The following is a 23,079-nucleotide window of genomic DNA, read 5'->3' as shown; positions in this document are numbered from 1 at the left end:
CGTCGTGCGCGCGAAGCGACGGCACGGTGACGCAGCCGGGCGAGCACCCGCACGAGGGGGGAGGCCGCCTCGTCGGCACCTTCGTGGTCCTGATGGTGGCCGTCACCATCTTCGCCGTCCTCCAGGCCATGATCATCCCCGTGCTGCCCACCATCCAGCACGAGCTGGGAACCAGCGCACGCGAGGTCTCCTGGGTGCTCAGCGCCTACCTCATGGCAGCGGCGGTGGCGATGCCCGTCGTCGGGCGCCTCGGCGACGTCCACGGCAAGAAGCGGATCCTCGTGGCGGTGCTCGCGCTCACCGCGATCGGCTCGCTGATCGCGGCCTTCGCCCCGGACATCATCGTGATGATCATCGCCCGGATCATCCAGGGCGTCGGCGGTGCGATCGTGCCGCTCTCGCTGGGCATCGTGCGGGATGTCTTCCCCGACCGGCATACCCCGCGGGCCGTGGGAGCCCTCTCCGCGCTGGGCGGGATCGGCGCCGGCATCGGTCTGGTCCTCGCCGGCCCCATCGTCGACGTCCTCGGCTACCGGTGGCTGTTCCTCGCACCCATGCTGCTCACCGTGCTGACGGTGATCGCCGCCATCGTGGTGCTCCCGCGGTCACCGGGTCGGGGCGGAGCGGTCTCGTGGCTTCCCGCTCCGTTCCTGGGTGCGATGCTCGTCGCGTTCCTGCTCGCGACGACCCAGGCCACGTCCTGGGGCTGGCTCGATCTGCGGACGATCGGCGCGTACGCCGGTTGTGTGCTGTTCGGTGCGATCTGGCTCGCGGCCGAGCGGCGCGTGCGGCACCCGCTCATCGATCCGCAGCTTCTGGTCGCGCCTCACCTGAGATCCGCGAACCTCGTCGGATTCCTGCTCGGGTTCGCGATGTTCGGCGTGTACGCGTACGTGCCGCAGTTCCTCCAGACCCCGCGCAGTGCGGGCTACGGCTTCGACGCGACGGTGCTCCAGTCCGGCCTGGTGCTCACGCCGATGGTGCTCGCGGTCTTCGCCGGCGGACTGCTCGCGTCGCGGCTCGAGCGCGCCTTCGGCGCGCGCACCGTGGTCGTCGCAGCCAGCGTCGTCATGGCGCTGGGCCTTGCGGCGCTGACCGTGGGGCGGTCGGACATCTGGGCGGTCACGGCGATCCTCGCCGTCTACGGCCTGGCGCTGGGGGTCAACCTCGCCTCACTCTCCACGATCGTGGTCTTCGCCGCGCCCCGGGCCGCGACCGCCGTCGCCAGCGCGATCAACTTCAACCTGCGCAACATCGGCGGCGCGGTCGGTGCCGCCGCGATGGCGACCATCGTCACCGCCGACCTCCTGGACGGGGGGCTGCCCGCGGAGGGCGGATACCTGGTCGGCTTCCTCGTGTTCGCCGCCGCCATGGTCGCCGCGGCAGCGCTCGCCCTGACGATCCCGCGCGGATCGCACCTGCCGCAGCCGGAGGTGTCCCTGCGATGACGACCGACGTCCTGGTGGAGCGCCGAGGCGCAGTGCAGGTGATCACCATCAACCGTCCGGCGGTGAGGAACGCGCTCAACGGCGCCGTCGCGCGGGGCGTCGCCGACGCGACCGACGAACTCGATCGGGACGACGCGCTGCGCGTCGCCGTGCTGCACGGCGCGGACGGGACGTTCTCGGCCGGGATGGATCTGAAGGCGTACCTGCGCGGCGACACGCCCATGATCGACGGCCGAGGCCTGCTCGGCATCACCGAGTCGCCGCCGCGGAAGCCCCTCATCGCCGCCGTCGAAGGGTGGGCGCTCGCCGGCGGGTTCGAAGTGATGCTGGCGTGCGACGTGGTCGTGGCGTCCGAGACGGCGCGGTTCGGCCTCCCCGAGGTGAAGCGATCGCTCGTGGCGATGGCCGGCGGCACGCTCCTTCTGCCGCGTCGCATCCCGGCGGCCGTCGCGATGGACATGCTCCTCACCGGCGAGCCCATCGACGCGACGCGAGCGCACGAGCTCGGCCTCGTGAGCCGGCTCGCCGCGCCCGGGCAGGCGCTCGCGGGCGCCATCGAGGTGGCGGAGGCGATCGCCGCGAACGGCCCGCTCGCCGTGGCGGCCACCAAGGCGATCGCGCGCTGGGCGGACGGCGATGGCGCGAGCTGGGGGAGGCAGCAGGACGAGGGGCGGCGGGTGCTGGAGAGCGCGGACGCGGTGGAGGGTGCGCGCGCCTTCGCGGAGAAGCGGGCGCCGCGATTCACCGGACGGTGAGGATGCCTCGGCCCGGGCTGCGCTCGCTTGACACCGCCGCGGCGGGATCATAGGTTACCAACCAACTGGTGGTTTGAGAGGACTCGCATGCTGGCAGAGACGATCGATCCCGTGCACGAGTTCCGTCACCGGCCGGACGCGGACCCCGCCTACAACGAGAGCACGTATTACAACTTCGCCACCCCTGATGGCGCGGTCACCGGCTGGATGCGGATCGCCTTCCAGCCGAATCGCGCTGCGGCCCAGGCATCCGTGCTGCTTTTCCTCCCCGGCGAGACGCTCTTCGACTACATGCGCGTGACCGATGCGTCCGACGACGAGCTCGCGGTCGGCGGCGTGCGCTTCGAGATCGAGATTCCCCACGTCGCCCAGCAGCTGCGATTCGCCGGTCGGCTGCGATCCTTCGCCGACGCCCGGCGGCTGGTGGACCCCTCCGTCGCCTTCCGCTCCGCGCCGCAGCGGGATGTCGACGTGCGCCTTTCCGTCCAGGCCCGAGGGGAGCCGTTCGGAACGAACGGCGAGGACCCCGCGCGACACCTGGAGCGCACGATGGCACTCGGCCACTTCGAGCAGTTCATCGATGTCGACGGCGAGATCGTCGTGGACGGCCGCCGCACCCCGGTGCAGGGCGCAGGGATGCGCGACCACTCGTGGGGTCCCCGGGACTGGGCCGGGCCGTCCTGGTATCGGTGGATCACCGCCACCCTGGACGACGGGACATCGATCATGGTGCTCCAGGTCGCCAAGCGGGACGGCACCATGACGCGCGAAGCGGTCGTCCGGCGGGACGGGCGCCTCGAATCCGCAGCCTTCGACGAGATCGAGGTGGAATGGACCGACGACGGATTCGGCGCCGTCGCGTCCTGTGCCCTGGATGTCGGCGGGGACGACCTGCACCTGCGCGCGGAGGTGCGCGACCGGAAGCAGTTCACCCCCCTCAAGCACAGCCGACCGGACGGCGAAGGCGGAACGCTCGAGACGCGGATCGGCTACGCGCCGTATCGGTTCACCACCAGCGACGGGCGCAGCGGCGCGGGCATCGTGGAGATCCTCGACCAGCTCGTGGAGGGACGGCCGGTCTCGATGCGCGCGCGCCGGACCGGGGCTCTCCCGTGACGACGTCCGCAGAGGGCCTGGTGACCCCCGAGGTCGCGCGGTGGCTCGGCGACGGACTGCCGGAGGCGGTGCCCCCGTTCGCGGCGGAGGCGATCACGGGCGGCTACAGCATGCTCACCTTCCGGCTCTCCGACAGCGCGGGTCGTGGCTGGGTGCTGCGACTGCCTCCCGCCGGACAGTCCGCGGGCGGTGCGCACGACCCGCTCCGCGAGGCACGTGCGATGCGTGCACTCGGCGACCGCTCCGGGGTGCCCGTCCCCCGGGTCCGGATCGTCGGCGCTCCCGACGACCCGCTCGGCGTCTGCCACGTCACGGACTTCGTGGAAGGCCATGTGCTGTCCGCGAAGGAGCAGGCCGAGGCATCCCTCTCTCCGGATGCCATGCGGAATGCGACGGCGAACCTCGTCGACGTGCTCGCGACGATGCACGATGTGGACCCCGACGCGGTCGGCCTCGGCGACCTCGGCCCGAGTGAGGACTACAACGGCCGGCAGCTGCGTCGGTGGCGCCGTGTCGTGGCAGGCCTGGCGGAGTCCGCGCTGGAGGGCGTGGCCGAACGGGCCGACCGGCTCGACCGCCTCGGAGATGCGCTGGCAGCGCGACTGCCGGCGGATCGCGCCGGGCGGATCGTGCACGCCGACTTCCGACTCGGGAACACCATCGTCTCGGACGAGGGCGAGATCCGTGCCGTCCTGGACTGGGAGCTCGTCACCCGCGGCGAGCCCCTGGCCGACCTCGGCACCCTCCTCGTGTACTGGGATCCCCCCGAAGAGGCTCTGCTCGGCGTGCGGGCACCCACCGGTGCCCGCGGATCCCTCGGATCCGGTGAGGTGGTCGAGCGGTACGCCGCGCGCACCGGCCGGGACGTCTCGGACGTGGGTCTCTACCAGGCCTTGGCGAGCTGGCGGCTCGCCTGCCTCACCCTGCGCACGGCGGTCCGGTTCGCGGCTGGCGCGACCGTCTACGACACGTCGCCGGGCGTGTTCCTCGACACCTGCGATGTGTGGATGCAGCTCACCGATCAGGAGCTGCGCGCTACGAGACCGAGATCCCTCCGTTGAGGCTGATCGCCTGACCTGTCATCCGCGCGGCGGCCGGGCTGCCCAGGAAGACGATCAGCTCCGCCATGTCGGACGGCTCCACGACCCCGAGGTGCGCGAGCGATGCTGCCTTCTCGAAGATCTTCCGGCTGAAGCCGTCGGCGAGGATCCGGGCGGTCGTCTCCGTTCCGTCGATGAGCGAGGGCGTGAGGACGTTGATCCGCACGCCGTCGCGCTTGGCCTCGACCGCCGCGGTCTTGGAGAACATCGTGATCGCCGCCATGGCGGCGCCGACGAGGGACTCGCCGGGCGTCGGCACCTTGGCCGCGTCGGAGGCGACGTTGATGATGCTTCCCCCGCCCTGCTCCCGCATGATCGGCAGGACGGCGCGGGTCAGGTGCATCGGGGGAAGAGCGAGAGAGAGCAGGGTCTGTGCCATCGCGTGCGGGTCGGAGCGCACGAGCAGCTCCACCTCGGCCTGCCCGGCGACCGAGGAGACGGCGACATCGATCGAGCCGAAGGAATCCCGGGTGCGCGCGACGGCGGATGCCACCTCGTCGACCTTCGTCGCGTCGGCCGCGTGGAACTCGGCGCGGACGGGGCCGGCGGCCCGCAGCTGGTCCAGAGCCCGTTCGCCGCGCTCCCGGGAGCGGCCGATCAAAGCGATGCGCGGTGCGCCGGCGCGGGTGAACGCGAGGGCGGTCGCGAGCCCGACGCCCGCCGTGCCGCCGGCGATGACGACGGACGACTCCTCCACGGTGCGAATCTGCATGTGCGCTCCTCTCCGGCGCGGTCCCGCCGTTCCCAACCCTCCGTTTGGCTAGTATCAGAGTAGTAGTATGACCCGATCGCCTGTCCACCAAGCAGGCAGGCGATGGGCCGAAGAGAGGGATCATGCCGAGAGCCTCACGCCGCGCGGACGTCCGCGCCACCGCCGCCCGTCTGTTCCGTGAGCACGGCTTCCGGGCCGCCACGATGGATCTGATCGCCGATGCGGTGGGGCTGAACAAAGGAACGCTCTACCACTACTACCCGTCGAAGAGCGCCGTCCTCTACGAGCTGATGTCCGATCAGCTCGACGTCACGCTGGGACTGATCGAGCGCGTCGACCCCGACGGGTCGCCCCGTGAGCGGCTCGCGGAGCTGCTGCGGCTGGAGGCGAACCAAGCGGCCAATGCCTCCGATGAGCTGGTCGTCTTCTTCCAGGAGCTGCCCTGGATCCAGCAGAACCTCACCGCGGAGCAGGCGGAGGACATCCTCACCCGGGTCGGCAAGTACCGGGAGATCACTCAGGGCCTGCTCTCCGACGGCATCGCTTCCGGAGAGTTCCGGCAGCTGGATGTCACGACCGCCCACTATTCGATCATCGGCATCCTGGCGTACGTGCCGAACTGGTTCCGCCCGCGACCGGGCCGCAGCCGGGAGACCCTCGCAGGGGAGCTCTCCGAGTTCATCCTGAGCGGCCTGAGCGCTCCGGCGAGCTGAGTCCACGGGCATGCGTGCGATCCAGATCGAGTCCTACGACGGGCCCGCCGCGGTCCGACTTCGCGACATCCCTCCGCCCCGAGACGACGGGAGCTCGGTGCGCATCACCGTGCATGCCGCGGGCGTCGCCTTCCCCGAGGTGCTCCAGTCCTCCGGCCGCTACCAGCTTCAGCCGGACCTCCCGTTCGTGCCCGGAACCGAGATCGCCGGGGTGATCGAGGCCGCGCCGGACGGTTCGGGCTTCGCCCCGGGCGACCGCGTCTACGCGTGGTGCCGTCTCGGGGGGTTCGCGGAGACCGCCGTGGCAGCAACCGAGGCGACGTTCCCCCTCCCCGACGGGTTCGGCTTCACCGAGGGCGCCGGGCTGTTCCTCAACTACCACACGGCCTACTTCGCCCTGGTCGACCGCGGCCGCGCCCTCTCCGGCGAGACCGTGCTCATCCATGGTGCGGCCGGAGGGGTCGGCACGGCGACCATCCAGGTCGCGTCGGCGCTCGGGCTGCGCCCCATCGCGCTGGTCTCCACGCCGGAGAAGGCCGAGATCGCTCGACGCGCCGGAGCCACGGACGTCGTGCTCGGAACGGCCGGGTGGAAGGACCGGGTGCTCGAGCTCGTGCCCGGCGGCGTGGACCTCGTCGTCGACGTCGTCGGCGACGAGGTGGTCGACAGCCTGAGGGCGCTGCGCGACACCGGCCGGCTGCTCATCGTGGGATTCGCCGGCGGCCGCATTCCCGAGGTGAAGGTCAACCGCCTCCTGCTGCGCAACCTCGAGGTGATCGGGGTGGGCTACGGAACCGCTGCGCTCGCCGATCCGGCGGTGACGTCGTCCATCGCCCGCGCCCTCGACGGGATGGTGCGAAGCGGAGCGATCCGCCCTGTCATCGGCGCGGAGCTGCCCCTGGAGAAGGCGGCCGAGGCGCTGACGCTTCTGGACTCCCGCCGGGCGCAGGGCAAGGTGGTCCTCCGGGTGCGCGAGGGGGACTGACAGCGCAGGCTCGGGGGACGTCACGCTCCCCGCGGAAGCCCCAGGATGCGCTCCGCGATGATGTTGCGCTGCACCTCGGAGGTTCCGCCGTAGATGGTGGCCGCCATGGATTCGAGATACTCCTCGAACGGGCCCGCCGAGTCGATGCCCACCTCGCTGGCCGCGTCCAGCGTGAAGGCCGCGGCGGCCTGCACCGACTCCGATCCGAACAGCTTGAGGATGCCGCTCATCGGGGCGTCGAGCCCCGCGGAGCGGTGCCCGACCGAGCGGATGCCCGTGAGTCGGATGGCTTCGCTGTCCGCCAGCAGCCGCCCGAGTCGTTCCCATCGATGCGGGGGCAGGTCGCCCGCCGCGAGGACGGGTTCGAGCGCACGCTGGGTCTCCAGCCAGTTGTTGATCCAGATCATGTCGCGCTCGTGCTCGAGCGCCGCCATGGCGACCTGCCAGCCCTGGTCGACGGTGCCGAGGACGTTCTCGACCGGCACCTCGACGTTGTCGAGGAAGACTTCGCAGAACGTCTCCAGGGAGGGGGACGCCATCGCGATGGGCCGCACCTCCACTCCCGGGGTGTCCATGTCCAGCAGCAGGCAGGTGATGCCCTTGTGCTTGGGGGCGGCGGTGTCGGTGCGCACGTACAGAGTGCACCAGCGCGCCGTGTCTGCGGTCGTGGTCCACACCTTCTGTCCGTTGACGACGAACACGTCACCACGACGCACCGCGGTGGTGCGCAGACTGGCGAGGTCGGACCCGGCTTCCGGCTCCGACATGCCCAGCGCCCACCACGCCTCCCCGCGCAGGGTCGGTCGCAGGTAGTGGTCCTGCTGCTCGGGCGTGCCGAACGTGCGCAGTGCCGGGGCGACGACACCCGTGGCCTGGATGCACATCTGGCGTGGCACCTGGCGGCGCGCGCCCTCGATCCGAATCGTCAGTGCCTCCGTCAGCGGCAGATCGCGGCCGCCCAGCCCCTGGGGCCACTCGGGCACGAGCCATCCCTCATCGAAGCTCTCCGCCTGGAAACGTGTGCGCAGCTGCTCGTCGTCGCGGTAGGCGCGGTGGTTGTGCGCGTAGTCGTCGGGCAGCACCCGCGCCAGGAAGTCGCGGTAGTCGGCGAGCGAATCGGTCATCGCGACACCCCCTGTGCCACGCGCGCCGCGGCGACCGCGGCGTACAGCGAACTCGACGTGCCGAGGAAGGGCGCCGTGTGCCGGGCGCGGCGGACGGTGAGCGGGCTGTCGGCCTCCCAGGTCAGCCCCATCGCCCCGAGCACCTGGGTGTGGCTCGCGCTCGCGAAGCACGCGGCGTCGGAGGCGGCGGCCTTGGCGAGCATCGACAGCTCCCGCGCCACGGGGGAGAACGGGTCCGCCGCCACCGCCACGGCGGCACCGGCCGACAGGCTCCGTGCCCGCTCGACGGCGACGTACACGTCCGCCAGGCGATGCTTGATCGCCTGGAAGGCTCCGATCGGCCGACCGAACTGCTCGCGGGTGCGCGCGTGCGCGACCGCCGCGTCCAGGGCGCGTGCGGCCGTCCCGACGAGGTCGGCCGCGACGCAGGTGCGCGCGGCGGCGAGCACCTGGTCGGGCGTCGCGGCCAGCATCCGCTCGCCCGCGACCTCCCACACATCCGCGAACGCTCCGGCCCGCGAGGGGTCGATCGGGGCCTGCTCGCGGCGCAGTGCCGCCGGCGCGACGGCCACCGCGCGGACGAGCGAACCGTCGGGACGCTCGTCGACCGTCACGAAGACGGATGCCGCGGTCCCGTCGAACGCGAACAGACTCCCTCCGACGTCCTGGGCGATGGCGGTCGCCTCGCTCGGGGTCGGCGGCAGTCCCACCGCGACGAGCGTCTGCATCGCCGCGGCGCTCGTGGTCAGCGGTGCCGGGACGAGCGCCCGCCCGCTCTCTTCGAGCACGGCGACCAGGTCGACGATGGTGCCCAGCCCGTCTGCTTCCGGGGGGAGCCCGACCGCCGTGTAGCCGTGCTCGACGATCGCGGACCAGAGCCACGGCACCGTCTCACCGGCGACGACGTCGTGCAGCTGATCGGCCGACACGATCGCCGCGAAGTGCGCGCGCGCCGAGGACGCCAGCTCCCGTGCGTCCTCGGTGGGTGTGAACGCGTCCCAGTCCGGACGGGTGTCGGTCATCTCCACAGGCATCCTCCTTGCTCTAGACTATCAATCCTTTATAAGATTTGCGAAGCTTTTTCGGTCTTTGGGCTGTAATGTTTATATAGATGAAAACCTCAAACGATGGAGTGTCGATTGCTCGACTACAGTGAGGGCGAATCGGTGGCCCGGCTGCGCGCGGAGCTGCGTGCGCTGGTGGCCGAACACGTGCCGGAGGACTTCCTCGGCGCGTTCACCGACGACCCCGCCGACCTCGCGCTCACCGAGCGCTTCAGTCGGATGCTCGGCGAGCGGCAGCTGCTCACGATGGCATGGCCGCCGGAATACGGCGGCGCCGGCGCGGATCTGCTGGAGCAGGCCGCGTTCCGGGAGGAGATGTGGGCGGCGCACGAGCCGCGTGGCGCCCAGTACATGGGGGTCAACTGGGTCGGTCCGGTCATCATGCGGCACGGGACCGAGGACCAGAAGGCGCGTCACCTTCCGCCGATCGCAGCGGGGGAGGTGATCTGGTGCCAGGGGTTCAGCGAGCCCAACGCCGGCTCGGATCTTCCGGCCCTGCGCACGCGCGCGACGCGGGTCGACGGCGGGTGGTCGGTGACCGGCCAGAAGGTCTGGACCTCCTACGCACTGATGGCGCATTGGTGCTTCCTGCTCGCACGCACCGGACCGGCGGGCGAACGACGGTCGGGCATCACGGTGTTCCTGACGCCGATGGATCAGCCTGGCATCGAGGTCCGCCCGATCGGGACGATGCTCGGTCCGCATCATCTCAACGAAGTGTACTTCGACGACGTCTTCGTGCCGGACTCCGAGGTCCTCGGAGCGATCGGCGGGGGGTGGCCGATCGTCTCCGACGTCCTGGGCTTCGAGCGCATCGGGATCGCCCGGTACGCGCGCTCCGAGAAGCTGCTGCGCGATGCCCCGAAGCGGCTCGGCCCAGCGTGGGCCGAGCTCCCCGCGTCCCTTCGTGAGCGCTGGGCGACCGCTCTGGTGCGGGCACGACAGGCCCGGCTTCTCGCCTACCGGCTCATTGAGGACGAGCGTGCGCCGTCCGCCCTGGACGCGGCCGCCTATCGCATCACCGTCACCACGCTGGACCAGGAGGCGGCCGATGTGCTCAGCGAGATCCTGGGCAACGACTCGGTCGGCGTGACCGATGGCCGGCGCGTCTTCGAGCGCGAGGTCGAGGACAACTGGCGCTACTCGCAGTCCGCCACAGTGGCGTCCGGGACCCTCGAGGTGAACAAGCAGACGATCGCGAAGTCGCTGGAGGCGTCATGAACACCCGACTCTCCGACGAGGCGATCGAGGTCGGCAAAGTCGTGAGCGAGAGCATCGCCGCCGCGGGCGGTCTCGACCTGCTCCGTCGCGCGGTGGCGGAACCTTCCGTCCGGGAGGAGGCCGGCGGTCTGCTGGCCGGGATCGGCGTGTGGGAGCTCGATCCGCTGGCCGACCGGGTCGAGCTGGAGGTCGCCGCCTCGGTCTGCCGGGCAGCCGGGCACTTCGCTGTGCCCTATCCCGTGGCGGAGCGACTGGGCCGCCGCGGCGACGCGGGGGCGTCGATGCTCGTCGCTCAGACCGCGCCGCGCGTCGCGATGCACGCCGACCTCGATCTGGAGTGGAGTGCGATCGACCTGTGCGGACAGACCTACCGCGTCGTCGCAGTCGCCCCGGAACTCATCGGAAGCCATCTCGCTCCCTTCGGCGCACGAGTGGATGTCGCGTCCGAGGGCTCCGCCGATCCGCTCGGTGCCGCGCTGCTCGTCACGCTCCAGTCGTGGTGGCTGCTCGGACTTCTCGAGCACGCCATGACGGACACCGTGCAGTACACCAGGGAGCGCGAGCAGTTCGGAAGCCCGCTGATCCGCTTCCAGGCCGTCGGATTCGGCCTGGCCGATATGTCCGTGGCGACCACCTCGCTCGCGGAGCTCGCCAAGTACACCCTCTGGTCCGTCGGGCAGCGCGACGGGGCGGAGAGCGCGCTCACCGATGCGCTCGGTCTGCGCGCGGCAGCGTTGTCCGCGGCGGATGTCGTCCTTCGCGGCGCCCATCAGTTCCACGGCGCCATGGGCTTCACCGATGAGGTGGGCGTATCGTGGCTGTCGCGGGCGAGCCACGCGGTGCGCCGCCTTCCCGAAGGCGAGCACCGCACCCGCGGACTGCTGACCGAGCTGATCGAGCGGCACGGCTGGGAGCCGTACGGGCGCGTGCGCAGCGTCGCCCCCGTCGCGGATCGGGTGACATGAGTTATCACGGCAGCCCGGTCCCGATGCGTCGGTCGGCTCTCATATAAGGTTTGCGATGATACCCATCCCCCTCCAGGAGCGGACGAGACGTGGCCGACACCGATAGAACTCCGAGCCTTCGCCTGGGCATGTCTCCACGCGTGGCCGAATCCGTCGCCGCGGACCTGCGCAAGCGGATTCTCCGCAGCGAGGAGACGAACGTCCCCCTGCCCCGACAGGACGACCTGCTGCGCCAGTACGGTGTCAGCGGTCCTTCGCTGCGGGAGGCCCTGCGGATCCTGGAAGCCGAAGGTCTCATCACGGTGCGTCGCGGGAAGTTCGGCGGGGCGTTCGTCCACAAGCCGAGCTGGTCGCAGTCCGCGTACTCGCTCGCGCTGTCGATGCAGGGTCAGGGCATCACGATCTCCGACCTCGGCGAATCCCTCCTGGTGATGGAGCCCATGTGCGCGGGCGCCTGCGCCGAGCGGATCGACCGCGACAAGGATCTCCTGCCCGCTCTGCGGGAGAACCTCGAGGAGACGGAGGCGTGCATCGGCGACGGAGCGCGATACTCGCGAGCGGCGCGCGCCTTTCACGACCTGCTGGTGACCGGCGTGGAGAATCTCACCACGCGCCTGCTGGTCCGCAGCATGGTGGCCATCTGGTCGGTGCAGGAAGAGCTCTGGGCCGACACCGTCAGCTCGGCCGCCCAGTACCCTGGCGTCGAACACCAGCGCGAGTCGCTGAATACCCATGCGACCATGCTGAAGCTCGTGGAGGCCGGAGACGTCGACGCGGTGACGAAGCTCGCCGCCGCCCACCTACGCGCCACGCAGCGGATCGTGCTGGAGCGCTTCGGCGGAGAGGTCGTCGATGCCTCATCGCTGGCGGCGGTCCAGGCGTTCAAGAGCCTGTGACCGGGCTCACGCACCCACCGGGTCACGCACCAGCATCCCGCTGAGCCGCGCGGCGATGGTGCGGCCGGCGTCGTCAACGATCCGGTCCACGATGTTCTGCACCGTGTCGACGTCATGGATGACACCCTGCGCCTGACTCGCCCACCACAGGCCCCCCTCCATGTCGCCGTCGCGGAGGACGTTCTCCCGCCCCCGAGCACCGGAGGCGAGGTGCGCGACATCGGCGAACGTCGCACCCGCGCGCCTGCTGATCTGCGCGATCTCCTCCGAGATCGAGTTCCGGGCGACGCGGGCCGAGTTGTGGAACTCGCGGAAGACGATCAGGGTGTCCAGCTCGGTATTGCGCACGATCTGCTGCTTCACGTTCTCGTGCACGGGCGCTTCGGCGCTCGCGACGAACCGGGTGCCCATGTTCGCGGCATCCGCTCCCAGAGCCAGGGCCGCCACGAGACCCTCGCCGGTCGCGATGCCTCCGGAGGCGATGAGCGGGATGTCGAATCCCGCGAGCGCACGCGCTGCCGCCGGGATGAGGACCAGGCCGGGCACATCGTCTTCGCCGGGGTGCCCGGCGCATTCGAAGCCGTCGATGCTGATCGCGTCCACGCCCTTGGTCGCCGCCGAGACGGCGTGGCGCACGCTCGTCGCCTTGTGGATCACCCGCACCCCGGCACCGTGGAAGTCGGGCAGGTGCGGCTCCGGGCTGGATCCGGCCGTCTCGACCACCGTCACCCCCGACTCGATGATGGCTGCCCGATACTCGTCGTACGGCACCGGGTTGATCGTCGGCAGGATGGTGAGGTTCACGCCGAACGGCCTGTCCGTGAGGTCGCGCGTGCGCCGGATCTCGGCCGCGAGAGCCTCGGGAGTGGGCTGCGTCAGCGCCGTGAGGAAGCCGAGCGCCCCCGCATTGGCGACCGCGGCGATCAGCGGCGCCGTGCCCAGCCCGGTCATCCCCCCGCAGAGGATGGGGTGTTCGATGCCGAATGTCTCGGTGAATTTCGTGCGGATCACGTGATCTCCTCGTCTGCTTCGTGTCTGATCGGCGACGGCGTGCGCCCGGTCGTCAGCGCCCCCGCCATTCGGGCCGGCGCTTCTCGATGAACGCGCTCACCCCTTCGGCCGCGTCCGCCGACGCGAACACCGTCGTGATCTCCTCGTCGATCGCTGCCCATGTCCCCGGCTGCCAGGTGCTGTCTGTGGTCAGATCGCGCAGGATGCGCTTGCTCGCCTGGACGGCCAGGGGCCCGTTCGCGGCGATCTTCTCGGCCAGCTCGAGGGCGCGGCCGGCCACTCTGTCGTCACCGACGATCTCGCTGACCAGCCCCCAGCGGCCGGCTTCGGCACTGTCCAGCGGTTCGCCGGTGAGGACCATCCGCGCCGCGATCTTCGGGGGGATGTGCTGCGCGATGCGGGGCACGCCGCCGGCCGCAGCGAAAAGGCCCAGCGTCACCTCGGGGAGGCCGAGCCGTGCCGACTCGCCGAGGACGATGAGGTCGCAGCTCAGCGCGAGCTCGAGCCCGCCGCCGAAGGCGAAGCCGTGCACGGCGGCGACGATCGGGGTGTCGATGCGATGCCGCACTGCTCCGGCGTACCCCCAGTCCGGGTGATCCGGCAGCCCCAGCGGCTCACCGGCATCCAGCGCCTTGAGGTCCTGCCCGGCGCAGAATGCCGCGCCCGCTCCCTGCAGGACGATGGCGCGCAGCGTCGGATCGGCGTCGACCTCCGCAAGCGCCGTGCCGAGGGCGACGCTGAGCTCGTGATTGATCGCGTTGCGGGCCTCCGGGCGGTTCAGCGTGATCCTCGCGACCGCTCCGACGCGTTCGAGTCGGACGACTCCGTCGCGGATCAGTTCCGCACCGCTCATCGCGGTTCCATCCGCACGGCGCCGTCGAGCCGGATGGTCTCGCCGTTGAGCATGGGGTTCTCCACGATGTGCTCGACCAGCGCGGCGTACTCCGCTCCGTCGCCGAGCCGCGCGGGGTGCGGTGTCTTGCTGCCCAGCGAGTCCTGCACGTTCTGCGGGAGACCCGCCATCATGGGGGTCCGGAAGAGGCCGGGGGCGACGGTGACGACGCGGATGAGGCTCGCCGCGAGCTCGCGCGCCGCGGGAAGGGTGAAGCCGACCACGCCCGCCTTCGAGGCGCTGTAGGCGATCTGGCCGATCTGACCCTCGAACGCGGCGATCGATGCGGTGTTCACGATGACGCCGCGCTCGCCGTCGATCGGCTCGGTCGCGGCGATGGCGGCCGCCGCCTGCGCGGCGACGGTGATCGTGCCACCGAGGTTGATGCCCACCACGCGCATCAGGGCGTCCGGTTCCAGGGGTCCGTCCCGGCCGATGAGCTTCCCCGGGGTGGCCACACCGGCGCAGTTCACGACGATGCGCAGCGGTCCGTCCGCGGAGGCGGCGGCCACCGCCGCGCGCACGTCCTCGACACGGGTGACGTCCGCCGCGACGAACGTCGCGTCTGGGCCGATCTCGGCGGCGGTCTCGGCCCCGGGCGAGCCGGGAAGGTCGACCAGGAACACCCGCGCGCCGTTCGCGGCGAGCCGCTCGGCGGTCGTGCGTCCCAATCCTGACGCGCCCCCGGTGACGAGTGCGTGTGATCCTTCGATGCGCATGGGTTCCTCTCTGGCGTGCGAACGGGCCGCTCAGCGGCGGTCGATGAAACGGTGGAGGCGCTGGACGGTGTCCGGAAGCGCGATCTGTGCGGCCAGGCCCTCGAGCTCGGCGGCAAGGTGGTCGTGGAAGTCGAGATCGTCGCGGCCGAGGAGCCGCAGAGTCCGCGACTGCGCCCACCTGGGCCCCGCCGTCAGCTGTTCCAGCAGAGCGTCGAGGTGCCCGGAGAGGTCATCGACGACGGTGTTGACGATTCCCCAGTCGCGGGCTTCGGGTGCGGTGAGCACGCGCCCGGTCAGCGTGAGCTCGGCGGCACGCCGCGGGCCTACGGTCGCCGGGAGCAGATGGGTGACACCGCAATCCGGGGTCAGGCCCACGCCCGCGTACGCGCTGAGGAAGACCGCCTGTTCGGATGCCACGACCAGGTCGGCGTTCAGCACCAGCGCGAGCCCGGCGCCCGCTGCCGCGCCCTGCACGGCGGCCACGACGATGTGCGCGGACGCGCGCAGCGCCTCGAGGGCGTCGTGCATCGTGGCTGCGAGCCGTACGAGGTAGGCGCCCGGATCCGCCGCCGTGGCCACGGCGGTCACGTCACCACCCGTGCAGAACTGCGAGCCTTCGGAGGCGAGCACCACGAGCTGCGGCTCGTCCTCCGCCACCAGCTCGGCGACCGTCGCGGCGAACGCGTCGGCGAGCCGCTGGTCGACGGCGTTTCCGGCGTGCGGTCGTCGCAGCGTCAGCCGCCAGACATCGCCCGTCCGGGTGACGGAGAGGACCGTGTCTTCGCCTGCCGCGGTCATGATGCCCGCTCGAGTGCGCGGGAGATGACGAGGCGCTGAACCTGATTGGTGCCCTCGAAGATCTGCATGACCTTCGCATCGCGCATGTACCGCTCGGCCGGGAAGTCCTGCGTGTATCCCGCGCCCCCGAGCACCTGCACGGCATCGGTCGTCACCTTCATCGCGTTGTCGGTCGCGGTGAGCTTCGCGATCGACGCGTCGACGCCGAACGGCAGCCCCGCGTCGCGTCGACGCGCCGCCGCGAGATAGACCGCACGGGATGTCGCCACCGCCGCAGCCATGTCGGCGAGCAGGAACCCGAGCCCCTCGTGATGGATGATCGGCATGCCGAACGTCTCGCGCTGCTTGGCGTAGTCCACGGCGAGATCCAGCGCGGCCTGCGACAGGCCCGTGGCCACCGCTGCGATTCCGAGCCGGCCCGAGTCGAGCGAGGCGAGGGCGATGGAAAGGCCCTGGCCCTCCTCGCCGATCATGTTCTCCGCGGGCACCCGGGTCCCCTCGAAGCGCACGGTGCTGGTGCGCGAGCTGGAGAGCCCCATCTTCCGCTCCGCGGGATCGGCGCTGATGCCGTCGAGGCCTGCCGGCACATGGAAGCACGAGATGCCCTTGGGGTCGTCGGCGGTCCGCGCCATCACCGTGTAGAAGTCCGCCTCCCCGCCGTGGGTGGTCCAGGCCTTGGCTCCGCTGAGGACGTACGCATCCCCGTCGCGCACCGCGGTCGTGCGCATCGCGGCGGGGTCCGAACCCGCGTGCGACTCCGACAGGCAGTAGGCGCCGAGCTGGTCGCCGGCCAGCAGCGCGGGCAGCAGCCGTCGGCGCTGCTCCTCCGTCCCGAAGGTCGCCAGCGGATAGCAGGAGAGGATGTGCACACTGACGCCGACCGCGACGCTCGCCCAGGCGGCCCCGATGATCTCCAGCGCCTGCAGGTACACGTCGTACGGCTGGCCGCCCCCGCCGTGCTGCTCCGGGTAGGGGAGCCCGAGCATCCCGAGCTCTCCGATCTCGCGGAAGACCTCGCGGGGGAACGTCCCGGCGCGATCCGAGTCCCCGGCTCGGGGGGCGAGCTGCGAAGCGGACCACTCGCCGACCAGGGCGACGAACTGCTCGGCCTCCGGCGTGGGGAGCAGACGATCGACCGGCATTCTCGGACCCCATCTCTGAGTTGGTACGAGAAACGGTACTACAGAATCTCTTCGAGTACCATCGACTACCATTGCACCATGTCCGAGTCGCCGCGCCTGGGCGCCCGCCAGCGGCCCGCTCAGCAGGCGGCGCGACGTGAGTCACTGCTGGACAGCCTCATCGCGCTGTTCCTCGAGGACGGGTTCCGCGGCCTGAGCGTCGACGACATGGCCGCGTGGGCGCACTGCTCCAAGCGGACGATCTACACCCTGGGGGAGAGTAAGGAGCAGGTCGTGCTGACCGTCGTGCGCGCGTTCTTCCGGCGTGCCACCGAGTGGATCGAGCGCAACCTCGATCGGGGCGCGGACCCCACCCGCCAGATCGGCTCCTATCTCCTCCTCATCTCTCAGGCCCTGGCGCCGGCCTCCCCCCAGTTCTTCGCGGACCTGGACGAGTTCGCTCCCGCGCGGGAGATCTACGACCAGAACACGCGCGCGGCCGCCGCGCAGGTGCAGCAGCTGGTCCGGGGCGCGGCCGAGCCGATGTCCCGCAAGGACGCCGAGTTCATCGGCACGGTCGCGGGCATCGTCATGAACGCGATCCACCGCAAGGAGGTGGCGGAGGCGACCGGGATGGACGACGCCGACGCGTATCGGGCGCTTGCCCGGCTGATCGTCGCCGGCGTGCGCGGCAGCCGTCCGGCTACTTCGTGAGCCGGCGCCCGATGATCTCCTTCATGATCTCGGTGGTGCCGCCGAAGATCGTGGCCACCCGCGAGTCCATGTAGTCGCGGGCGACGGCGTACTCGCGCATAAAGCCATAGCCGCCGTGCAGCTGCAGGGCGCGCTGGATGACCCGCTGGTGGAGCTCCGTCGTCCACCACTTGGCCATCGCGGCGGTGACCTCGTCGAGCTGGTGCCCCGAGGCATCCACGATGCACCGGTCGATGAAGGCCTGGGTGACCTCGATCTCGGTGGCGAGCTCGGCCAGGTAGAAGCGATTGGCCTGGAAGTCGGCGATGCGCTGGCCGAACGCGTGCCGCTCGGTCGCGTAGGCGAGCGCCTGCTCGAACGTCGCGCGCATGCGCGCCATCGACGTCACGGCGATGCTGAGCCGCTCGATGGGGAGGTTCCGGCGCATGTTCTTCCAGCCCTCGCCCTCGCCGCCGAGCACGTTCGCGCGCGGCACCCGCACGTCGGCGAACGACAGCTCCGCGGTGTCCTGTGCGAAAAGGCCGATCTTCTTGAGCGGGCCCGAGCGGGTGAAACCCGGCGTGTCCGTGTCGACGACCAGCAGACTGATGCCCTTGCGGCCGGCCTCGGGGTCGGTGCGGGCGGCGACGATGACGAAATCGGCGAGCAGGCCGTTCGAGATGAAGGTCTTCGCGCCGTTCAGCACGAATTCGTCGCCGTCAGGGCGGGCAGTGGTGGTGAGGCTCGCGAGATCCGACCCGGCGCCCGGCTCGGTCATCGCGATGGCCCCGATCTTCTCCCCGGCCAGCATCGGCGCCAGCCAGCGCTCGTTCTGCTCGTCGGTGCCGAACGCGATGAAGTACGGGGCGACCAGGTCGTTCTCGCCGTCGATCGACATCGACACATCCGTCGCCCCGGCGCCGGCGAACTCCTCGATGATGATGGCGTTGTAGCGGAAGTCCTCGACGCCGCCGCCGCCGAACTCCTCCGGCGCGGTGATGCCCAGCAGCCCCGTCTCGGCGGCCTTGCGGAACAGGTCGCGGTCGACGCGCCCCGCCTCGCTCCAGCGCTCCAGGTTCGGCACCACCTCGCGCTCGACGAAGCGGCGCACGGTGTCGCGGAAGTCGTCGTGCGACTCGTCGAAGATCGTGCGGGGGACGGCGACGGCGTTCATTCCGGCATCGTAACGGGGACGGTCGTTCACAGGATCCTCCTCAGCAGCGCCTGCAGCTGCAGGCGGTCGGCTTCGTCCAGCGGGGCGGTCAGTTCGCGCTGCACCTCGTGCACGAGGGGCGCCAGGCGGCGGCGCTCGTCGCGGCCGCGGTCGGTGAGCGCGACGCTGTTGCGGCGCGCATCGGCGGGGTCGCGCCAGCGGCGCACGAGGCCGCGCTTCTCCATGCGGGAGACGAGGTCGGCGACGGTCGAGCGGTCGAGGTCGACCTCGTCGCACAGTTCGCGCTGACTCGCGCTGTCGAGGCGGTCGAGCACCACGAGGATCGCGTACTGCACGCTGGAGATCTCGGTCGACACGGTGCGTGCCCACGCTGCGACGTGGTGCTGCTGCGCACGCCGGATGAGGTATCCGATGTGGCGCTGGGGCTCCGGATCGGTGGATGCCGCGGCATCCGTCATCGCACCGTCACCCGCTCCACCAGGAACCCGGCGAAGAACTCGGTCAGCTCTTCGCGCGCCGACAGCGGCAGCACCTGCGCGACGTACTGGTCGGGACGGACCACCACCACCGCTCCGTCGCGGCCGATGCCGCGGTCGCGGAAGATGTTGTGCCCCGGGTCGAGGGCCCACACCTTCTCCCAGTCCTGGAGGCCGAGCGGACCGGAGTGCGGCAGCAGGATCTCGGGCAGGGACGTGATGTCGACGTCGTGGTGTCCGGTGCGGAAGATGCCGTGCACGTCGATGACGCTGTCGATGTCGGCGCCGTCCGGCGTGAAGCGGCGCACCGGCGAGGCCGGATCGCTGCTCAGCCACGCAGCGAAGTCGATGAGCCCCGTGCCGTCGGCGTCGCCGAAGGCGTAGATGCGCCAGCGGCCGTCCGCGACATGCGCGTGGCCGAGCTCGCAGCGCTTGGCGTCGGCGACGCGGGCGACCGGCGCCGAGTGGAAGCGGGTGCCGATCTCGAATCCGGTCGCGAGGTCCTGGTGCTCGTCGGTGCCCGTGAGCGTCGAGGGCGTGTACCTGGTCGCAAGCCCCGCCGTGTAGCGGCCCTGGCGCGCGAACTCCGCCTGCATCTGGTCGCTCGTGACGCCTCCGAGCTCGGGGTGCTCGGGGTCGACGGTGGGCTGGGCGATGAACGCCGACCAGAATCGGTCGAACTCGATGAGGTCCTTCGCGACCGACTGACGCTCCGCCGAGTACGAGTGCAGCAGCGCGGCGTCCGAACGGCCCTGCAGCACCGCCGCGATCTTCCAGCCGAGGTTGAACGCGTCCTGCATCGAGACGTTCATGCCCTGCCCGGCCTTCGCGGAGTGCGTGTGGCAGGCGTCGCCGGCGATGAACACGCGCGGAAGGCGAACCGCCTCCGCGCCGGCGGGCACGTCGTCGAACTTGTCGGTGAGCCGCTGGCCGACCTCGTACACCGACGACCAGGCCACCGACTTCACGTCGATCGAGTACGGATGCAGGATGCGGTTCGCGACCTCGGCGAGCTGCTCGGCGGTGGTCTGGCGGATGGACGTGTCGCCGGCGGGCACCTCGCCGAGATCGACGTAGAGGCGGACCATGTTGCCGCCCTCGCGGGGGATCATCAGGAGGCTGCCCTTGCCCGCGGACTGGATGACGTTCTTCGTGCGCCAGTCGGGGAAGTCCGTGTTCGCGAGGACATCGATCACTCCCCACGCATGGTTCGCGGCATCCCCCTTCAGCTCGCGTCCGATCGCGCGCCGGACGTTGCTGCGGGCACCGTCGCAGCCGATGACGTACTTCGCGCGGAGCGAGATCTCCTCACCCGCCCGCTCGCCCTCGACGCGGCGCAGCGTGACGCTGACCGGGTGATCGCCGCCGTCGGGGTCGACGGTGAGCGTCACGAACTCGATGCCGTAGTCGGGCTCGAGCCGGGCCGAGGACTGGGCGGCGTGGTCGAGCAGATACTGCTGCATGCGCGCCTGATTCACGATGACGTGCGGGAACTCGCTGAGGCCTTCGGGGGTGTCCTCGACCCAGCCGGTGCGCTCGATGCGCGAGCGATCGTGCGCGGACGGGCCCCAGAACCGCACCTCGTTGACCCAGTAGGCCTCGCGCACGAGCGCCTCGGCGAGACCGAACGCCTGGAACATCTCGACGGTGCGGCACGCGACGCCGTCGGCCTGGCCCTTCTCGAGGGGTCCTCCGCGTCGCTCGACGATGCGCGTGTCGATGTCGGGGAACTCGGCGAGCTGCGCGGCCAGGACGGTGCCGGCAGGGCCGGTCCCGACGATCAGGACGTCCACCTCGGCGGGGAGGTCGGCCGGGCGGGCGAGCGCCTGCGGGGAGGCGGGCTTGGTGTCCGGGCTCCCGGGCCGGTAGCCGTCACGGTAGAACTGCACGGCAGATCTCCTTCGGTCGAGTTCTGGATGCGCACCAGCATATCGTCAGTACCCCAACGATTACAACACCGTCTTTCCGACCTTGCCGCGCCGGGGGCGCGGGCCAAAAGTCGGGTCCGCGCAGCGACACGCCGGGCCGCGGCATCCCGTCCCGGCGTGTCCCGTCACCGGCCCGACTTTCGGTCCGCCGCCACGCGTGCGGCGCGGACTGTGTAGCACGATGTGCGTGTGCGCGCCAGCACGGCGACACGCGGGCGCCGCAGAGCCGACAATCGCCGTGTGACCATGCGACGCGCCGTCGCCGGCGCCCTCGTGGCGATGCTGGCGGCGGTCCTGCTCCTGACCGGGTGCGGCATCCGGGTGCCGACCGACCCCGGCGGCTCCCTCGATCGCGTCCAGGGCACGGTCCTGCGCGCCGGAGCCTCGCTCGAACCGGGTCTGGTCGAGATCGACGGGAGGGATGTCTCGGGTCCGCTGGCTGCACTCGTGGCCGACTTCGCACGCACACAGGATGCCGAGGTCGATTGGACGGTGGGCAGCGAGGAGTCGCTGGTGGTGGCCCTCGAAGAGGGGCGGCTGGACGTCGTGGTCGGCGGGATGACGTCGGACACACCGTGGGCCGACCGCGTCGGGGTGTCGCGCGGGTACCGGGGTATCACGGGGGCGGACGGGCGTGAGCTGGTGCTCCTGGTGCCGCTGGGCGAGAACCGCCTGCTGTCGGCGCTCGAGACCTTCCTCGACGGAAGGGTCGGCGGGTGAGCAGGCGCACGCAGTACGGGATCCCGGAGGCGCAGGCCCAGGCGCTGCGCAAAGCCGTCGCGTGGGAGTGGGCGACGATCGTCTATACCTCGATCACCATCGTCCTGGTCGCGTTCGTCGTCGGGAACTCGCAGGCGATGCGGACGGCCTGGATCGAGGACATGCTGTCGCTGCTCCCCCAGATCTCATTCCTCGTCGCCCTGATCTTCATGCGCCGCTCGCCCACCCGGCGCTTCCCGTACGGACTGCAGCGCGGAATGGATGTCGGCCACCTCGTCGCGGGAGTGGCGCTGCTGGTGGTCGGCCTCAACCTCGCCGTCGAGTCGATCACGGGTCTGGTCGCGGTCGAGCACCCGACCATCGGAACGGTGCAGCTGTTCGGCCGCACCATCTGGCTCGGCTGGCTGATGGTCGCGGTGATGGCCGTCATCGCCGTCGGCCCGTTCATCTACGGGCGGGCGAAGCTGAAGCTCGCCCCGCTGCTGCACAACAAGGTCCTCTACGCCGATGCCGACATGGCCAAGGCCGACTGGCACACCAACGCGGCCTCGGTCGTGGGCGTGCTCGGGATCGGCGTGGGGCTGTGGTGGCTGGACGGCGCGGCCGCGCTGTTCATCTCCTGCGGCATCGTCTGGGACGGCTTCAAGAACACGCGCTCGGCGGTGCTCGACCTGCTCGACCAGCGCGCCCGCACCTACGAGGACAAGATGCCGCACCCCCTCATCCGCGAGGTGACCGACCACCTGCGCCGTCAGCCCTGGGTGGCCGACGTCGCCGTGCGCATGCGCGATCTCGGGCAGGTGTTCCACGCCGAGGTCTTCGTCGTGCCGGTGAAGTCGCGGCCGCCGAAGGTCGAGACGCTGCAGGAGGTCACCGAGGCGGTGACCGCGCTGGACTGGAAGCTGCAGAACGTCGTGATCATCCCGGTTCCGCGGCTTCCGGCGGAGGCGGACCGGGGTCTCGACGATCGATGAGACGGCACAGCAGTGCGATCGCCGCCGCGGTCGTCTTCTCGAGCACCTCGGTCGGGTCGCCGTCGAAGCGATGGAACTCGTGCCCCGCCTCGCCGCGCACGGCCCAGCCGAGGTAGACGCTGCCCGGCGCGTGCACACCCTGTGCCTCGGGTCCGCCGACGCCGGTCGTCGAGACGGCGATGTCGACGCCGAACAGCCGCCGCACGCCCTCCGCCATCGTCTGTGCGCACAGGTCGGAGCACAGGTCGATCCCGTTCGGGATGCCGAGCACGTCCTCCTTCGAACTGCGCTGATACGCGACGACGCCGCCGGCGAACCAGGTGGCGGCATCCTCGGCCGCGCCGATGCGCGAGGCGAGCAGCCCGCTCGTGAGCGACTCGGCGACGGCGAGGCGGATATCGCGCTGCGACGAGAGCCGGGCCAGCTCGTCGAGCCGGGGGGCTGCTGCGTCCTCCACCCGTCCAGACTAGGGGC

Annotated in this window: 24 protein-coding genes; 12 read left to right on the top strand and 12 right to left on the bottom strand. The window is 70.9% G+C overall.

What is annotated here, in order from left to right; all coding sequences use genetic code 11:
• Positions 1-26 precede the first annotated feature (26 nt).
• The 4 genes from ACIWQI_RS03510 (at position 27) to ACIWQI_RS03495 (ending at position 4,380) form a co-directional block, all read left to right on the top strand.
• Entirely contained in the window at positions 27-1,448 is a 1,422-nt protein-coding gene (locus ACIWQI_RS03510) for an MFS transporter (RefSeq protein ID WP_396655711.1), read from the top strand.
• Complete coding sequence (locus ACIWQI_RS03505) at positions 1,445-2,203, top strand: crotonase/enoyl-CoA hydratase family protein (protein ID WP_396655710.1); 759 nt, start codon at positions 1,445-1,447, stop codon at positions 2,201-2,203. Before ACIWQI_RS03510 ends, ACIWQI_RS03505 begins: the two co-directional genes overlap by 4 nt.
• Positions 2,204-2,290: 87 nt before the next feature.
• Positions 2,291-3,319: a hypothetical protein gene (locus ACIWQI_RS03500; protein WP_396655709.1), complete on the top strand. Its 1,029-nt coding sequence runs from the start codon at positions 2,291-2,293 to the stop codon at positions 3,317-3,319.
• Positions 3,316-4,380, top strand: coding sequence for a phosphotransferase family protein (locus ACIWQI_RS03495; RefSeq protein ID WP_396655708.1), 1,065 nt, complete (start codon positions 3,316-3,318; stop codon positions 4,378-4,380). Before ACIWQI_RS03500 ends, ACIWQI_RS03495 begins: the two co-directional genes overlap by 4 nt.
• On the opposite strand, the gene ACIWQI_RS03490 is transcribed toward ACIWQI_RS03495, so the two are convergent.
• Positions 4,355-5,131, bottom strand: a complete 777-nt coding sequence (locus ACIWQI_RS03490; protein WP_396655707.1) for an SDR family NAD(P)-dependent oxidoreductase — start codon at positions 5,129-5,131, stop codon at positions 4,355-4,357. The genes ACIWQI_RS03495 and ACIWQI_RS03490 overlap by 26 nt on opposite strands.
• A gap of 122 nt (positions 5,132-5,253) precedes the next feature.
• Here ACIWQI_RS03490 and ACIWQI_RS03485 point away from each other — a divergent pair, with 122 nt between their 5' ends.
• Together ACIWQI_RS03485 and ACIWQI_RS03480 are read left to right on the top strand one after the other, a co-directional pair.
• On the top strand, positions 5,254-5,844 hold the full coding sequence (locus ACIWQI_RS03485) for a TetR/AcrR family transcriptional regulator (protein ID WP_396655706.1): 591 nt from the start codon (positions 5,254-5,256) through the stop codon (positions 5,842-5,844).
• A gap of 10 nt (positions 5,845-5,854) precedes the next feature.
• Positions 5,855-6,829: an NADPH:quinone oxidoreductase family protein gene (locus tag ACIWQI_RS03480; protein WP_396655705.1), complete on the top strand. Its 975-nt coding sequence runs from the start codon at positions 5,855-5,857 to the stop codon at positions 6,827-6,829.
• 20 nt (positions 6,830-6,849) lie between these two features.
• Here the strand turns inward: ACIWQI_RS03480 and ACIWQI_RS03475 are convergent, their stop codons facing one another.
• Both ACIWQI_RS03475 and ACIWQI_RS03470 read right to left on the bottom strand, forming a co-directional pair.
• A complete protein-coding gene (locus ACIWQI_RS03475) occupies positions 6,850-7,953 on the bottom strand; it encodes an acyl-CoA dehydrogenase family protein (protein ID WP_396655704.1) in 1,104 nt (367 codons plus the stop codon).
• The gene (locus ACIWQI_RS03470) at positions 7,950-8,975 is read right to left on the bottom strand and encodes an acyl-CoA dehydrogenase family protein (RefSeq protein WP_396655703.1); all 1,026 of its coding nucleotides are present in this window, start codon (positions 8,973-8,975) and stop codon (positions 7,950-7,952) included. Before ACIWQI_RS03470 ends, ACIWQI_RS03475 begins: the two co-directional genes overlap by 4 nt.
• 105 nt (positions 8,976-9,080) lie before the next feature.
• Between ACIWQI_RS03470 and ACIWQI_RS03465 the strand changes: the two genes are divergently transcribed.
• The 3 genes from ACIWQI_RS03465 (at position 9,081) to ACIWQI_RS03455 (ending at position 12,099) form a co-directional block, all read left to right on the top strand.
• Positions 9,081-10,238, top strand: coding sequence for an acyl-CoA dehydrogenase family protein (locus ACIWQI_RS03465; RefSeq protein WP_396655702.1), 1,158 nt, complete (start codon positions 9,081-9,083; stop codon positions 10,236-10,238).
• The gene (locus ACIWQI_RS03460) at positions 10,235-11,203 is read left to right on the top strand and encodes an acyl-CoA dehydrogenase family protein (protein WP_396655701.1); all 969 of its coding nucleotides are present in this window, start codon (positions 10,235-10,237) and stop codon (positions 11,201-11,203) included. Before ACIWQI_RS03465 ends, ACIWQI_RS03460 begins: the two co-directional genes overlap by 4 nt.
• 140 nt (positions 11,204-11,343) lie before the next feature.
• Positions 11,344-12,099, top strand: a complete 756-nt coding sequence (locus ACIWQI_RS03455) for a FadR/GntR family transcriptional regulator (protein WP_396655700.1) — start codon at positions 11,344-11,346, stop codon at positions 12,097-12,099.
• A 6-nt stretch (positions 12,100-12,105) separates the two neighbouring features.
• Here ACIWQI_RS03455 and ACIWQI_RS03450 read toward each other — a convergent pair whose 3' ends face one another.
• From ACIWQI_RS03450 to ACIWQI_RS03430, 5 genes are read right to left on the bottom strand one after another with little or no spacing between them, the layout of a single operon-like run.
• Positions 12,106-13,110, bottom strand: a complete 1,005-nt coding sequence (locus ACIWQI_RS03450; RefSeq protein WP_396655699.1) for an NAD(P)H-dependent flavin oxidoreductase — start codon at positions 13,108-13,110, stop codon at positions 12,106-12,108.
• 52 nt (positions 13,111-13,162) lie between these two features.
• A complete protein-coding gene (locus ACIWQI_RS03445; RefSeq protein ID WP_396655698.1) occupies positions 13,163-13,963 on the bottom strand; it encodes an enoyl-CoA hydratase-related protein in 801 nt (266 codons plus the stop codon).
• On the bottom strand, positions 13,960-14,721 hold the full coding sequence (locus ACIWQI_RS03440) for an SDR family NAD(P)-dependent oxidoreductase (RefSeq protein ID WP_396655697.1): 762 nt from the start codon (positions 14,719-14,721) through the stop codon (positions 13,960-13,962). Before ACIWQI_RS03440 ends, ACIWQI_RS03445 begins: the two co-directional genes overlap by 4 nt.
• Positions 14,722-14,751: 30 nt before the next feature.
• A complete protein-coding gene (locus tag ACIWQI_RS03435) occupies positions 14,752-15,519 on the bottom strand; it encodes an enoyl-CoA hydratase/isomerase family protein (protein WP_396655696.1) in 768 nt (255 codons plus the stop codon).
• Positions 15,516-16,661, bottom strand: a complete 1,146-nt coding sequence (locus tag ACIWQI_RS03430; RefSeq protein ID WP_396655695.1) for an acyl-CoA dehydrogenase family protein — start codon at positions 16,659-16,661, stop codon at positions 15,516-15,518. The genes ACIWQI_RS03435 and ACIWQI_RS03430 overlap by 4 nt, the downstream gene beginning before the upstream one ends.
• 78 nt (positions 16,662-16,739) lie before the next feature.
• Between ACIWQI_RS03430 and ACIWQI_RS03425 the strand changes: the two genes are divergently transcribed.
• The gene (locus ACIWQI_RS03425) at positions 16,740-17,354 is read left to right on the top strand and encodes a TetR/AcrR family transcriptional regulator (RefSeq protein ID WP_396655694.1); all 615 of its coding nucleotides are present in this window, start codon (positions 16,740-16,742) and stop codon (positions 17,352-17,354) included.
• Here ACIWQI_RS03425 and ACIWQI_RS03420 read toward each other — a convergent pair.
• Genes ACIWQI_RS03420 through ACIWQI_RS03410 form a run of 3 tightly spaced genes read right to left on the bottom strand, consistent with a single transcriptional unit; the run spans position 17,344 to position 20,872 of the window.
• The gene (locus ACIWQI_RS03420; protein ID WP_396655693.1) at positions 17,344-18,537 is read right to left on the bottom strand and encodes an acyl-CoA dehydrogenase family protein; all 1,194 of its coding nucleotides are present in this window, start codon (positions 18,535-18,537) and stop codon (positions 17,344-17,346) included. The genes ACIWQI_RS03425 and ACIWQI_RS03420 overlap by 11 nt on opposite strands.
• A complete protein-coding gene (locus ACIWQI_RS03415) occupies positions 18,534-18,965 on the bottom strand; it encodes a MarR family winged helix-turn-helix transcriptional regulator (RefSeq protein ID WP_396655692.1) in 432 nt (143 codons plus the stop codon). Before ACIWQI_RS03415 ends, ACIWQI_RS03420 begins: the two co-directional genes overlap by 4 nt.
• The gene (locus ACIWQI_RS03410) at positions 18,962-20,872 is read right to left on the bottom strand and encodes an FAD-dependent monooxygenase (RefSeq protein ID WP_396655691.1); all 1,911 of its coding nucleotides are present in this window, start codon (positions 20,870-20,872) and stop codon (positions 18,962-18,964) included. Before ACIWQI_RS03410 ends, ACIWQI_RS03415 begins: the two co-directional genes overlap by 4 nt.
• A 285-nt stretch (positions 20,873-21,157) precedes the next feature.
• On the opposite strand from ACIWQI_RS03410, the gene ACIWQI_RS03405 reads away from it, so the two are divergent.
• Positions 21,158-21,631 carry a hypothetical protein gene (locus ACIWQI_RS03405; RefSeq protein WP_396655879.1) on the top strand — a complete coding sequence of 158 codons (474 nt, stop codon included), beginning with the start codon at positions 21,158-21,160 and terminating at the stop codon, positions 21,629-21,631.
• A complete protein-coding gene (locus tag ACIWQI_RS03400) occupies positions 21,628-22,605 on the top strand; it encodes a cation transporter (RefSeq protein WP_396655690.1) in 978 nt (325 codons plus the stop codon). The genes ACIWQI_RS03405 and ACIWQI_RS03400 overlap by 4 nt, the downstream gene beginning before the upstream one ends.
• Here the strand turns inward: ACIWQI_RS03400 and ACIWQI_RS03395 are convergent.
• Positions 22,550-23,062: a CinA family protein gene (locus tag ACIWQI_RS03395; protein ID WP_396655689.1), complete on the bottom strand. Its 513-nt coding sequence runs from the start codon at positions 23,060-23,062 to the stop codon at positions 22,550-22,552. The genes ACIWQI_RS03400 and ACIWQI_RS03395 overlap by 56 nt on opposite strands.
• Positions 23,063-23,079: the final 17 nt, after the last annotated feature.

Origin of the sequence: Microbacterium sp., from assembly GCF_044508325.1 — a bacterium.
Classification (GTDB): domain Bacteria; phylum Actinomycetota; class Actinomycetes; order Actinomycetales; family Microbacteriaceae; genus Microbacterium.
This window is presented reverse-complemented; position numbering and strand designations above follow the sequence as displayed.